The sequence below is a fragment of the Paenibacillus sp. GD4 genome, from assembly GCF_030846225.1.
Taxonomy (GTDB): domain Bacteria; phylum Bacillota; class Bacilli; order Paenibacillales; family NBRC-103111; genus Paenibacillus_G; species Paenibacillus_G silviterrae.
In genome coordinates this window covers 1,473,409-1,487,925 of record NZ_JAVCYK010000002.1, presented here as the reverse complement: position 1 = coordinate 1,487,925, position 14,517 = coordinate 1,473,409, and the positions used below count along the sequence as shown (strand labels likewise).

The 14,517-nt window shown below is 51.1% G+C and carries 10 protein-coding genes; all 10 read right to left on the bottom strand.

All coding sequences use genetic code 11. The features are described 5' to 3' along the window. Nucleotides 1-38: 38 nt before the first annotated feature. The 10 genes from RAC89_RS29485 to RAC89_RS29440 all read right to left on the bottom strand — a co-directional run bounded on the left by RAC89_RS29485 (nt 39) and on the right by RAC89_RS29440 (nt 14,289). Nucleotides 39-1,439 (bottom strand): FAD-linked oxidase C-terminal domain-containing protein, encoded by a 1,401-nt coding sequence (locus RAC89_RS29485; protein ID WP_306617853.1) that lies wholly within the window; start codon nt 1,437-1,439, stop codon nt 39-41. Nucleotides 1,440-1,507: 68 nt separating this feature from the next. After that, nucleotides 1,508-2,875, bottom strand: coding sequence for a (Fe-S)-binding protein (locus RAC89_RS29480; RefSeq protein ID WP_306617236.1), 1,368 nt, complete (start codon nt 2,873-2,875; stop codon nt 1,508-1,510). A 1-nt stretch (nt 2,876) separates the two neighbouring features. Continuing rightward, a complete protein-coding gene (locus RAC89_RS29475) occupies nt 2,877-4,238 on the bottom strand; it encodes an FAD-binding oxidoreductase (RefSeq protein WP_306617235.1) in 1,362 nt (453 codons plus the stop codon). A 202-nt stretch (nt 4,239-4,440) separates the two neighbouring features. After that, nucleotides 4,441-5,442, bottom strand: a complete 1,002-nt coding sequence (locus tag RAC89_RS29470; RefSeq protein ID WP_306617234.1) for a D-2-hydroxyacid dehydrogenase — start codon at nt 5,440-5,442, stop codon at nt 4,441-4,443. 29 nt (nt 5,443-5,471) lie between these two features. After that, nucleotides 5,472-7,496: an alpha-amylase family protein gene (locus RAC89_RS29465; protein WP_306617233.1), complete on the bottom strand. Its 2,025-nt coding sequence runs from the start codon at nt 7,494-7,496 to the stop codon at nt 5,472-5,474. Between the two features lie 3 nt (nt 7,497-7,499). Continuing rightward, on the bottom strand, nt 7,500-8,597 hold the full coding sequence (locus RAC89_RS29460) for a mandelate racemase/muconate lactonizing enzyme family protein (protein ID WP_306617232.1): 1,098 nt from the start codon (nt 8,595-8,597) through the stop codon (nt 7,500-7,502). Between the two features lie 16 nt (nt 8,598-8,613). After that, complete coding sequence (locus RAC89_RS29455; RefSeq protein WP_306617231.1) at nt 8,614-10,734, bottom strand: hypothetical protein; 2,121 nt, start codon at nt 10,732-10,734, stop codon at nt 8,614-8,616. Nucleotides 10,735-10,816: 82 nt separating this feature from the next. Then, a complete protein-coding gene (locus RAC89_RS29450) occupies nt 10,817-12,394 on the bottom strand; it encodes a type 2 periplasmic-binding domain-containing protein (RefSeq protein WP_306617230.1) in 1,578 nt (525 codons plus the stop codon). Nucleotides 12,395-12,460: 66 nt separating this feature from the next. Continuing rightward, the gene (locus tag RAC89_RS29445; protein WP_306617229.1) at nt 12,461-13,330 is read right to left on the bottom strand and encodes a carbohydrate ABC transporter permease; all 870 of its coding nucleotides are present in this window, start codon (nt 13,328-13,330) and stop codon (nt 12,461-12,463) included. A 2-nt stretch (nt 13,331-13,332) separates the two neighbouring features. Continuing rightward, on the bottom strand, nt 13,333-14,289 hold the full coding sequence (locus RAC89_RS29440) for an ABC transporter permease (protein ID WP_306617228.1): 957 nt from the start codon (nt 14,287-14,289) through the stop codon (nt 13,333-13,335). Nucleotides 14,290-14,517 lie beyond the last annotated feature (228 nt).

The following is a 14,517-nucleotide window of genomic DNA, read 5'->3' as shown; positions in this document are numbered from 1 at the left end:
TGTGAGAGGTTTCATTGTCAAAGAACAGGGATTACACGCTATTCCTTGGAGGAAGCGATAAATTTCTTAACTTCAACACAACGGGCAGGTTTCGGAAATACTTTGTCCGGGTTGCATAAGCCGAGAGGGTTGAATACGTCGCGGATATCGGTTTGAGCCTGAATTTCTTGCTCATTGAAAATAAAACGCATATCCTCCAGCTTCTCAATTCCCACCCCATGCTCGCCGGTAATGGATCCGCCTACGTCCGCACAAGCCTTCAGCACCTCGGAGCCTGCGGCTACCGCTCGCTCCGTCTCTCCGGGCACCCTGGAATCAAATAAAATGAGCGGATGAAGATTGCCGTCGCCGGCATGAAACACGTTAGCGATGCGCAGCCCGTATTTCGCGCTGATCTCGCCAACCTTCGCCAGAACTTCGGGAAGCTTGCTGCGCGGAATCACTCCATCCTGAACCAGATAATCAGGAGAAATGGTGCCCATCGCGCCAAATGCGGTTTTCCGGTTAGCCCACCACCGCGCTCTTTCCTGTGCATCGGCGGCCTGGCGCACCTCCCGCACCCGGTTTCTTTGGCACACAGCAATGATGTGATCAATCTGATCCTGCAGCCCTTCCTCGATGCCGTCAACTTCAACAATAAGCACTGCACTTAAATCCTTAGGGTATCCCACCGGATAATTGCCCGATTCAACGCCTTCAATGGCGATCTTATCCATCATTTCCAGGGCAGCCGGAACGATGCCTGCAGCAATGATTTCCGAGACGGCCCTGCTTGCATCATTGACGTCGTCGTATAAGGCGAGCACCGTCTTGACGCCCTGTGGCCTTTTCAAAATTCTGACCGTAATTTCCGTTACGATGCCCATCGTGCCTTCCGAACCGGTAAGAATGCCAAGCAAATCATACCCCGGACTGTCCGGCATCCCTCCGGTTTTCACGATGTCTCCGTTCGGCAGTACGAGCTCGAGTCCCAATACATGGTTGGTAGTTACACCGTATTTGAGACAGTGTGCTCCGCCGGCGTTTTCCCCGACGTTTCCCCCGATCGTACAGGTTGCCTGACTGGAAGGATCTGGCGCGTAATAGTAACCCTTCGACGAAATCGAATTGGACAGCTTCAGATTGACATAACCCGGCTGAACGACCGCCCTGCGGTTCATGTAGTCGATGCTAAGCAATTTATTCATGCGCACCAGGCTGACGATCACTTCCCCGCCTAGCGCGATAGCCCCGCCGCTAAGGCCTGTTCCCGCCCCTCGAGGCAAAAAAGGAATTCGCCGTTCATACAAATATTTGACTACCCGGGAAACCTCCTCCGTCGACTTCGGGAAAACGACGGCCGCGGGAAGTGATTTTTCAATCGTATATCCATCACATTCGTACGCTACCAAATCTTCATACCTGTGCAGGACGGCAGCAGGCCCAATCATTTGCTCCATAGCCCGGATGAATTGTTCACGCTGCTCGAGACTCACGAACCCGTTTCTCGCCGTATTCTTAGCGTTATTCATGAGCGATGCGCCTCCTCGTTTCGGTATGCCCAATCGAGCAGCTGAATCGTATGGACGATTTGCTCCGTCCGGTCATGGCGCACGACGCCTACCTGAAACTGCATCATACATCCGGGATTGCCCATAGCCACCGCATCGCATCCGCCGGGGATGTCGTTCATCTTGCGGTCCAGAAGCTGCCCCGCCATTTCGGGATGCGTCAGGTTATAGATGCCTGCACTGCCGCAGCAGCGGTCGGCGTCGGGCAGATCGACGATGCGTAAACCGGGGATGGCCGCAAGCAGCCGGCGCGGCTCCGTCCGTATACCTTGTGCGTGTGCAAGATGGCATGCGTCATGATAGGTGACCGTCATGTCGAGCTTCCCTTTGGGGGCGATCAGACCGAGCCGGTCGAGAAACTGTGATACATCCATGATTTTTTCGCTGAACAAATGCGCCTTATCGCGGTAGCGTTCATCATGCTTGAACAATTCATCGTATTCCTTCAGCGTTGAACCGCAGCCCGCCGCATTAATAATAATGGCGTCAATGTCATCGGATAAAAATACATCGATATTATGGCGAGCCAATTGCTTCGCTTGATCCCGATCTCCTGCATGAACGTGCAGAGCGCCGCAGCATTTCTGCGCTTTCGGGATCCATACCTCGCAGCCGTTGCGGCGGAGAACCCGGATCGTCGCCTCGTTAACGTCGCTGAACACGACATCCATGACGCAGCCCGTAAGCACCGCCACCTTCGCCCGCTTGACACCGATGGCAGGCAGCGTTTCCGGGTGGGAACGCAGCACCGGAGGGCTCGAAAGCTTCGGCAGCGCCTTTTCCATCTCGCGCAAATGGGGAGGAAGGAGCCGCATGAATCCAAGCTTATCCGCTGCATAAGCGAGTCCGGACTTTTGGTACAGCTTCAGCAGCGTGCCCAGCATCTGCATTCTTGACGGATACGGGAACAGCCCATGCAAAAACAGCTTGTGAAGCAGCCCCGACAAGCCTTTTGGGGGATCTGCCTTGTACAGCTGTCCTCTCGCTTCTTCGATCAGCGCACCCACTTGGACATTAGAAGGACAAGCGGTTTCACATGCCCGGCAATCCAGACAAGTGGACACCGGATGCTTGAAAAACTCGTTAAGCTGCATTTTTCCTTCTGCAACGGATTTGATCAGATACACCCGTCCCCGTGGAGAATGCGGTTCCAGCGCGGTTTCCTGGTAAGTCGGGCACGCCTCCAGACACATCCCGCAATGCACGCATTGCGAGAATTTATCCGGATCGGGGGCATCCTCCCATAAATAATTGGAACGGGTTAACGAAACATCGTCGCATGCCGGGGGAGCCGCTTGCTTTTTTTTAACGCCTTGTTGCGACATCTCAAATCCCTCCTACAAACCGACCCGGATTCAAGATGCGCTTGGGATCGATTTTATGTTTGATGCCTCTCATCAACTTCCAATCTTCCGCTTCTGCGCCCCATACGTTCAGCTTCATCTTGATATTGCGGGGTGCGACTTCGATCACCGAACGTCCGTTCAGCACGCCAAGGAACGACTCGACTGTGTGCAGCCATTCGAGCACTTCCCGCTGCTGCCCAAAGTCTGCTTGAACCGTAGCTCTGCTGATGCCCGTATATAAGCCTCCATGGAAATCGAGCGGCAGCCCTCTTTCATCAGCTGCATTCTGTGCTACCTCGTAGACGGCCGGTACCTCTGCAAGCATGGAGAGCAGCTTGACGCTAACGACAAGCTTGTCGTCCGGAATGTCATTCGAATTCGGAAGATGCTCTCGCAGCCCGGAAAGCACGACCTGGGTTTCTTCATATCCCGAGATCTGCTCCCGCACCGTAACGCCTAAGCTGTCACAAGCGTTCAACAGCCAGTTCAACTGAAATTGTACCGACCGTTCCACATCCTCGAACGATATGAGCAGCAAAGGACCTTTAACGGCTACCCCGAATAAACGCGATCCAAGACGACTATTCACCCATTCGACTGCGGAAGGCTCAAGCTGCGAATCGAGCAGCATTTCCTGCAGCCTGCGAAGCTTAAGCAAGTCTGTGCTGTGAATGGCCAAAGCCCCGGCGTAAACGGGGATGGGCCGGATTTTAAAAGTAAGCTCGGTAAATACTCCCAGTGTACCCATGGAACCGATCAAAAGCTTGTTCATATCGTAACCTGCCACATTTTTGACAACCTTGGCACCTGTACGAATCAGCGTGCCGTCCGGATAACAAATACGGGAAGCGATTAAATAATCTCTCGCTGAGCCATACATCGCTCTTTTGGGCCCCGATGCGTTGGCTGAGATGATCCCGCCAAGGGTCGATTGCTCCCCCCATGCCGGATCAAGCGGCAGGAACTGCCCTTCCTTGCCTAACGCTTGCTGGAGCTCGCTCAAGGTTGTTCCCGGCAGTACGGTAACGGTGAGATCCCCGACGGAATGTTGAGTGACGCCGGACATGTTTCTGAGCGACAGGATCACATCCGCTCCATCATCCGGATGTCCATATGCATCCTTCGTCCCCCCGCCCTGAGGTGCGATCTGAACATGGTTTTCACTGGCCCAGCCCAGAATTTGTTCGACCTTACGCTCTTCGTCAGGAAACACAACCAAAGGAGCCTGAAGCTGATATTGACGCTCCCTCTCTACGCTGCCGACCGCAACGTTATCCGAACCAACCATTCCGACCAAATCATGCTTCATTTTCTCGGTTGTTAGCTTGACCGTTTCAGGCATTCTTTCACCTCGCTTGAAAATCGGTAAACATCCTTCTCATCCAAGTAAAACTTGCTTTCGCAGAGACTTCAGCTGATAGCTTCGAATCATGTTGTTCATTATAATGAACATAGTTCCATATAACGTTCATAGTCATTTTCCCACAGGTTACCAACCGTGTCAATATATTTGATCGTACATTACACACCTCCAAGGCCTTTGATCAGCTTCCACGCGATTCCCGTGTGTATACATCGTCAGGGCGTAATTCGTTGAGCATTGGCTCCCCGGCTCGATAGCGTCTTACATTCTCAGCAATAATGTCGATGGAACGGCCGGTTCGGTCGGGGACCTGCGGTGTGGTATGCGGTGTAATCAGCGTATTGGGCGCATCCCAGAGCGGGCTGTCCGAAGGCAGCGGTTCCTGTGTAAAGGTGTCGAGCCCGGCTCCGCCGATCTGCCCCGCATAGAGAGCCTCTGCCAATGCTGCTTCATCCATGACAGCCCCGCGAGCCATGTTGACAATGCAAGCGGAACTCTTCATCAGCGCCAGCTCCCGGCGGCCGATCAAGTGATGCGTTGCATTGCTCAAAGGCACGGCAAGCACGATAAAATCGCTCTCGGCAAGCAGCTCGTCAAGCGAATCACCGTTGCTGCCGCACAAGAGCCTGTCGACTCCCGGAGGCGGAGGAGCGCTGCTCCGGCGATAACCGAGTACTCGCATGCCCATGGCTTTGGCCCGTACAGCCAGCTCGGTGCCGGTATTGCCCATGCCGATGATGCCGACCGTTCTTCCGTACAATCCCCGCAGCTCGTTCTGACCGGGTACTCCCCATTGGTGTGCCCGTTGAGCGTCAAGGAACCGCGGGTATTGATAGGCCAGCGCCAGCATAAAAAATAGCGCATGCTCCGCCAACGCCGGAGACGACCGCCCCGCTGAGCTCGTGACAAGCAGTCCCCGCTCGAACAGCTCAGGCCGGGCGCTCCTGTTTAATCCGGCATGATCGCAGTGAATCCAGCGTAGCAGCGGTGCCTGTAGGAATCGTTCGTCAAGGATATCACCTGCAAGCACTGCCGCATCCGCGACCTCAAGCGCTTGCGCTATGCCTTCGTGATCATCGCTGCGCAGGCGGATGAGCGTTGCCGGTTCAAAGGCTTGGGCTAATCTCTGATAATGCTCCTCTTTATAGTTAACGGTTGTAAGCACAACCCGAATGTCCCTCATGGTTTATCCTCCTAAAGCATATTGAAGTTTTAATCCTCGACCACAACCGTCTCAAACAGGTCCAGCTCATCCAGATGAAACGATAGTTGTCCATTGCTGTACACGAAAGGAATATCCCCGGAGCGGCGCAACCTATACACACGGGATGGTTCGGAATCAGCCCGAAGGGTGAAGCGGATGTCGCGAATCGGAATCGGTGCGTGGAAGGCTGTTCCCAGCTGGCCGGAACCATTCACGGCACTTACAAGGCGACGCGAAGGACCCTGATAGAGGCATATTTCCACGAGCGGTGAAGCGGTAACTTGAAGCGATTCCCGGTGGCTGAGCACATCCCGTATCGCTGCCATCAAGAGTCGGGCATGGCCGTGATTGCTCAGCTTTTCATAGTGCGCACCTATTCCCCATGGTATATAGGCGGATTCCCCTTTCCCATAGCGGTTATGAATCAGACCGGCTGTGTCTGTCTCCTCGGTGATGTAACATTTCTCCGGCGGTCCGAACATACAGGAAGGAATCAGTCCAAGGAATCCGGCTGCCCCTTCCCCAAGCTTGCATTCCAAAGCTTCTCCATATAAGTAAACAAGATCAATTTGTTCGAAATGTTTAAGAATCGTCTTGTCGGTTTCACGAATTCGGAAGTAGGCCCCCTGTGTCTGGGGTTTAAGGACAAACTCCCTGGCCCCGATGCTTTGCAGGCGGATGCGTCCCATCGGATGACCTTTGAGGTCGCAGGTGGAGGTAAATCCGGTTGCAAGGAGTTTACCTCCTCCTTCTACGAAACGATCAACCGCTTGCACGGCTTCATCGCTCATACTTCGCTGGTCGGCAAGGATCAAGAGCTTGTATCGGCGGAGCTTCTCGTCAATCTGCGGCGATTGCAGCATGCTATCATGCAATAGATCATATTGCACGTGGTTTTCCGCGAAAATTCTCATGATGCCCTTTAATTCATTTTTGCTTCCATACATACTGCTGCTTTCTGGAACAACCAGACAAATCTCCGCTAGGGAGGTGAGATTCGAATAATAGTCCTCGTGTTTTTGATGGAAGCGGTAAATATCCTTCACGAGATCGAAGCAAAGCCGGTCATCCTGATTAATGAGCGTGCCGATCACATAGTAGTCAAGCCCTCCCCCGTTTACCAGATTTTGTACCAGCCGGAGTCCGGTTAAATGGGGAGAAACCGCAGTATGACGCATAGCATAATCAACAAAGTGAACCGCGGAATTACTTACGGCCATTCCGTCCCAAGTGCCCCGAACCGTGCGCACATTTTCCGTAGCCGAATAATTCCATTCCGGTAAAGGGCGATTCATCCCCGTGTTGGATTCCTTGCGGAAGATGTCGGTACCCGAATGCGTATAGTTGCATATTGCGATATGCGGATTGATGCTCTTAACTACCTCTACCCGTCTGAGAAACAGCTCCCTTACCGTTTCGGTACGGAACTTCTCATAATCCCGGAACACCGGATCGTTCGGATCCTCTTGAAGAGGGAGCCGTTCATGGCCTGTGTATTCCAAAAACCGCTTCCGGCAGCTGCCGCATTGGCAAATTCCGTAATAATTGTAGCTGTAGTCATGCGTAACATAACCGTGCATATTGAAAAATATTCCGTCAATGGGATACCTTTCAGCCACTTCCCGCAAGATGTCAAGCGAATATTCTTGTTGGTAAAAGCCATTGATACAAGTGTGCACCTGACCGTTGTAATTCACGATTTTCCCCTCAATACTCCGATACAGCCAATCCGGATTCGGCAAAGCGCATTGTTCATTCAACCGGCTGAAATCAAAGCGGGCTATAAACTTCATCCCCCGTTCGTGAACGCGTTCAATCACCTGCCCGACAAAATCGCCCTTCAAATTCGGATTGACATAATGGAATTCAAGCGCGGAGGGGTAGTTGGCCACGATTCCTCCTACGTTAAACAGCAGAACGTTTGCCGAAAACTCCTCAAGACTGGCTATATACTCATCGATATCGAGCCTCGCATCAATCTCTCTTAAATTTGTCTGTATCAGCCGAAGAGGCTTCTGTTCCCACCATGCCATAAGCTAATTCCTCCTAAGTTCGCTAATTCGATAATCCGCTTTCTCAAGCCATTTCGGCCGTACGGTAATCCCCCAGCCAGGGCCGTCAGGAATGGAGATTTTGCCGTCCCTCACTGCGAAATCCTCCATAAACAAGTCCTTCGTCCAATCATTAGATTCGATGCTGAACTCCATAAATGAACCTCGGTTCGGGATCGCTCCGCACATGTGCATCGTAAAAATCGTTACCATTGATAAATTAGCCGCATGCGGAGTACACGTCATTCCGGCCTCCTGAGCCATACGCGCAACCTCAATTGCCCTGCTGAGTCCACCGATGTAACAAATATCGGGTTGAACGATATCGACAGCATGCATGTTGATCATCCGCTGGAACTGCGCCAGGTCCGTATCCTGCTCCCCGCCCGTTACATTCAGCTTGAGAGCATCGGTAACCTGCTTGGTCCATTCAAGCTGCGGATACGGACACGGTTCCTCGTAGTGCACCACCCCGTATTGTTCAAGCATGCGGCCCACCTCAATGGCACGAGCGGGGGTAAAGCCGCTGTTAGCATCAACATACAGCAGCGTATCGTCACCAAGCGCACGGCGCACCGCAGGCACGATCTGCTCCGTACGGCCCGGATAAACGTCAACGTCGTTTCCGAATTTATTGGCAATTCGGAACTTAAAGGCACGAAAGCCATGCTTATCCTGAAGCCGCTTCAGGCGCTCTCCCTCCTCTTCCGGCATGATATCGCGCCGCATGCTTGAGCCGTATACCTCGATATCCCCGATTGTTCCGCCAAGCAGCTCGCATACGCTTTTCCCGAGGCGCTTTCCTTTAAGGTCCCACAGCGCGGTATCGAGTCCGCCGACAGCACGGCACACATAAGATCCGGGGAATTTATGCTCGTGGGTAACAATAGCCTCCACAAGCTCGGCAATTGGGTCAGCATCCTTCCCGAGCGCCAGAGGGGCGATCTGCTGATGCAGAACCAGTGCGGAAATATTGGCATGATAAGGGGCAATCTGTCCGATACCCTCGCAGCCGTCGTCCGTGCGGACACGGGTAATGCAAATCGTTTGGGTACTAAATGTTTCTATGCTCTTAATTTTCAATACGAACTCCCTCTCCTTATAACGGTTTATCCAATAGAAGCGAAGCATTGACAAATTCGATATCCTCAAGCACCTGCGGACGGAACAGCTCCCACGAGAACGGTGTTTTCCCCAGGTGCAAAAGCGGCTGCTCCACGTAATGGGAATTGGTAACACGAATCAGATCATCCCAGTGTTTTACGGCGTTTGGCTGCTCCAGCCACTGTAAGGCTTTTTGCCGTTCCGCTTCCTCGCCGGTCCTCACGTAAAATTCAAAGCACACACCGGCACGGAGCTTCGCGGCGAAATAAAGCCCCAAATGGGCCCAAGCCTCGATATCCCCCATCTCACAGCACAGTGCTGGAGAACCGTCGGCAATCGAAGCAAGCACACCTAGCCCTAGCCGGGCATCATTCTCCAAAGTATCCGCCAGCTGAAGCGGTGTCACGTAGCCTTCAACCGACTTATTATCGGTAATATGGTCGACATACCTGCGGATGGATAAATAGTCGGGATCCAATGTTTCGCTGCTTAGCAAATCCTCTAGTGAAATAAAAGCTTGCCCGGAATTGTACTCCGATTTATCGGTCGACAAAAAACCTTCCGTATACAAGGTGAAATCCCATGAGAAGGAGATAAACGAAGCGAGCGCCATCGGCATTTTGCAAACCGACGAAAATGCCTCAAGTAGCGGATAACCGATGGATTTGCCGTACCGATTTGCTATTGCGTTCGCAAACACCTTATCGGAGGTCATGGGATCATACAGCAGTCTTCCCCACAGCATGTAATACAACCAGTGCTTTTCAAAAGCGTATGTCCATTGAATGTGCGGACTGTCCGGCGCGTGGGAATAATCGACAGCAGGAATAAAACATTCGGATCCGATGTAATATCCGCCCACATAATCTTGACCGTTTTCCGACAGATGTCTTCTGATAAAATCCGGCTGGGCCCAGCGCAGCGTGAAAAAATCCTCGTTACGGACCATCCACGTAATTTTGTAATTTTGTGGCTCCGGTTCCCAATATCCTTCCATGCCTTCAGAGCCTCCGTGCGTCATGAGCAGCTTCGTTGAAGAATACGCGTGGGACCAATTGAATTTTACTTCCACCCATACCGGCTCCGGCAAACCTTGATTATTTTCAATTGAGGCTCTTGTTATGGAAGGATCCACTGAAAAGGGCGCCCGATGAATAAACTTAATGGGCCGACCGGCTGCTTTCATCCCTTCATAATAGACATCTTCTATCCAATCCTGCCGCAGTTGAGGCGTCATTCCATTCATTCTTTCGCCTACGGAGATACCGAAGCCGGTTAAACCAGGGTATTCGTCAATCAGCTGCGTCACGCACTCGCGGGTATACTGCTTGATTTGGTCGGTAGAATAATAATCTCCGTGATGATAGAACGTTTCGTCGCTGACAGCACTAGGGTCATAATGCTCCCGAAACGATTCCGAAACGAAAATATTCCAGTTCACCAAGTACGTTTCAATCCCGCGGTCATGAGCCATTTGGAACAGAGACGTCCAAAACCGCTTCCAATCGGCTAGCTCCTCATCTGTAAAAGGAGTTGCTTTAGGAAAATTCGTAGGCTTAATCATGTAAGGGAACGGATGAAGGCACCACAAAGTCAGCACATTGTAGCGGTTTTCCGCCATCATGTCCATAAAGGCCTGCCAAAAGGCAAGATCACGGACCGTTTCCTTTTGTAGTTCAAAGCATTCGTTCCTCCGGTAGGTTGACCAAGGTAGATTGAACTTCACGGCGCGGAATGAAAATCCGGGATTAACGATGCACTCGGAGATACTTTCCAGATCACCGTGTATCCTAAGCTGCTCCGCGACCTCCAGCACGCCATACATAGCGCCGGACTCGTCGCGGGCCAAAATGTAAAGCGCCGGATTTCCTTCATACGGCGAACGGCGTATTTCAAAGCCCTCCGCCCCGACCGATCTATCGGCGGTCAAGCCGAATGAGCCTTCCGCCGCCCCCTTGTCGCCAATATGGATGATGATATGATTCACACTCGGGCGCTGTTCTTCAAGAACCGACCGGCTCTTTCCCAAATTCTCTATAGCGGCTTGCAATCTGCCAATGGCGAACGTAATCTTCGCTGAACGATCTGGGAACATTAGTGAGATTGAGATTGTCATGTTGTCTCCTTCCAAGGTAAAAAAGTAGGCACGTTGCCGAGACAACATGCCTTCTCTATGATTGCTTGACTCCGCGAATTCGTTATTTTTTCACTTTCGCATACCATTCTCTCGCGCGTTTTGTAACCTCTTCGCCGCCCGACTTATTCCATTTCTCTACAAATTCATCGAATTTGCTGATCGGATATTGACCGACGATAATCTTGGAGGCATATTCCACAAAAAGCGTACGGTTGTTGATATCCGTGAAGCCTTCGTAGACGCTTGCAGGCATACCGTCGCCGGCTATGATCTTGGCGTACTTCTGGGCCTCCGTCATATTACGGATGGTTTGATCCGTAGCCCATTTTCTGTCTTCCGTTGATGTGTTTTTAATCTGTGAGGTCATGAAATCAAGAGTAGCCAGGTTTTTATACGGCTCGAAAATCATGTTCTCCTGGGTGCTCTTATCATCCGGAAGCCTAATGCCTTTGCCGTCTTTCATGGTGTAGTGCATTCCTTCTACTCCCAGAAATAACGTAGTCCAATTCTTCTTGTCATACGCGTTGTTCAGCAGCTTCAAGGTAGCCATCAGCTTCTTCTGATCCTTGTTGTTCTTAACAACCCAAGCCGGTGGAGTTAACCGCTTCCAGGTATAGAACCCTTTAAATCCAGGGACTTCAGGCAAGGGGAGCGCCGAGTAATCAGCCTTCACTCCGGTATTCTTATTCATGTTCTCCAGACGATCATTCGTGGTTTCCGCCCAGTGAAAATAAAGTCCTGCCTTATTCCCTTCAACCTTTCCGTCCCACTTCTGTTTGTTGTTCAGCAGTGTCTCTTTGTCCAATAATCCGTCTTTGTAGAGCTTGGCGATAAACTCCAGGGCAGCTTTCATATTCGGTGTCACCGCGGAATAAGTCAGCTTGCCGTCGTATAGATCCCACTCCGGAATTCCTTCGAACATGGCGACGCCGTACATGGCGAATAGATGGTCCATCCAGCGCGCCTGCTCTCTTCCTCCGGTCGGCACCTCATCCTTTTGGCCGTTGCCATTCGGGTCCTTGTCCCGGAACGCCTCCAATACCTTGACAAATTCGTCCTGAGTCTTGGGCATCTGTAGACCCAGCTTGTCGAGCCAGTCTTTTCGGATCATACCCGAGTATCTTCCATAATCCAGCACACCGGGTATATAGTAAATTTTGCCCTGACCGGTAGGGTCGTTAGCCTTGACGATATCCCATACGTCCTTAGGAATGGATTCCCATACATTCGGCGCATACTTCGGTAATAGCTCAGTCAGATCGGCAATAGCGCCATTCTTGGCCAGGCTCGATTCGATACCGTTCCAAGGCGCGAATAGATCCGGCATTTCGTTGGCTGCGATTTTCAGGTTTAACTGGTTCAGGTAGGTGGTACCTCCGTTCCATTCCACATAGGGATGGAGGACTCCGACGCCCAGCTTCTCCTTATAGAATTCATATAGCTTGCTGCCCTTAGTGGTCGGTAAATAGCCGTTGTTTTCTCTCCATACTTCAATATCGACGATTTCATTCGTCATGCCCGGGTCCTGAGACGAAGATGCTGAAGGTGCAGGCGACTCCGTTTTGCCGGAACAGCCGGCAACGACCGATAATGCAAGCGATACCGCTACCGAGAGCGCACCCATTTTTTTAACTTTCATTCCATTTCCCCCTTTAATTTCATTATCCATATGTTTCAGGCTATACGCCATAAAACCATTATCATTTTAACCTTTAACGGATCCAACCATGGCTCCCTTGACAAAATACTTCTGCAAGAACGGATATACCGCAATGACAGGAACAATCGCGAAAATGACGGTGGCTGCTCTTAATGTTCGTTCGTTATAATTGACGTCGAGCTTGGAAGGAACAAGTGCCATAATCACACTGTCGTCGGTGATAAACTGCCGGATTTTGATCTGTAACGGGAACAGCTCCGGATTTTGCAAGAAAAGCAGTGGTGTCTGGAATTGATTCCATATGACAACGCCGTAGAACAAGGCCAAGGTGGCCAATACCGCCTTGGACAGCGGGAGCACGAATTGGAACAGCATTCGGAAGTACCCGCAGCCCTCGATGAAAGCCGCTTCCTCCAGCTCTTTGGAAAATTGCTTGAAGAAGGTCCTCATGATGATCAGGTTGAACGGATTCAGTATATGGGGCAGGATCAAGACCAATGGATTGTTATAAAGTCCGATACCTCGAACCGTCAGGAAATAGGGCACGAGCGGTGCTTTGAAAACCATGGCGATGACTACTCCGACCATAACCACCGGGCCCCAGCGGAACTCCGACTTGGAAAGCGGGTAAGCGAGCAATGCGGTAATCAGCAATGCCAATACCGTGCCGATCAGTGTCGAGCCCAAGGTGAGGAAGAACGCCTTCCACAGGTCGGGACGATAAATGATATACTCCCAGGAGTCGAACGTGAAGCCTCTTGGCCAGATTGTCACCAGATTCAAATCTACGTCTTTCTTCGAACTGAACGAAGTGGAGAGGACAGACAAAAGCGGAATGATGGCAAAAAGGGACAGAAGAACAAGAACGACTGTAATCCCCGATACAAATACCTTTTCTCCTCTGGATTCAGACATGGTTACCAAAGCCCCCCATCAGACACTTTTCTTGACAGCCTGTTGAAAATGTATACCAGAACAAATCCGATGATGGATTGGAACAAGCCGACCGCAGTAGCAAAGCTGTATTGCGCTTGCTGGATTCCCGTCCGGAATACATACGTATCCAGAATATCCCCGACACTGTATGTCATCGGTGTCAACAAATTATACACGTGATCAAAGCCCAGCTCCATGAAATTTCCGATCTCAAGCAAGAACAGTACCAACACTGTAGGCAAGAGGAGCGGCAAAGTAATGTGAAGCAGTTGTTTAAACTTGGAGGCGCCATCCATCATCGCCGACTCATATAGCTGCGGATCGATTGAGCTGATGGCAGCCATATAGACTACAGTTCCCCATCCTGCATCCCTCCATATGGCTGTAACGATATAGACCATACGAAAGTAATCGCTTTCTTGCATGACAAGCACCGGATCATAACCAAACCACCCAATCACCACATTGAACAATCCGCTTAGAGAGAAGAAATCGAAGACGATGCCGGCAATGATGACCCAGGACAAAAAGTGCGGGATATAGAGCGCCGTTTGGATTCCTTTCCTTAACGCTGATTTCCGGACCTCGTTGATCATTAGCGCGAGTAAGACCGGAACGGGAAATACCAGTGCGATTTTGAGAAAGCCCAACATCAGCGTGTTACCGAAGATTCGGATAAAATCCGGATGTTGGATCAGTGATTGAAAGTGCCGAAGCCCCACCCATGGGCTATCAAGCATCCCTTTGAATACGGAATACTCTTTGAATGCGATTACAGTTCCTACAAGAGGAATGTACTTGAACGTGATAAGAAACAGGATGCCCGGAACGGCCATAATATATAGCGGCCACAATACGCTCATCCGATGTTTAGCAGCCTTGTCCAATTTCTTTCCTTTCGCAACCACTTTCATCTGATGATTTACGACTTTTTCCAAGTGACTCCCCCCATGCGACTCATTGTTGTATTCGCTTACAAATACTATACTATCGGGATTAGCATTGCTCAATCAGGCGTTTTTAAGTTTCTTGCCATGTCATTTTTAAGATATAAAGCATTTTCCCCACTCCTTCCAGCTCACCAGCCCAGGCAACCCTCCCTTCCCCTGTTACACCATTAGTCACACCCTATTGGTTTATAGAGTTGTCCCATCGATTCCTGATCC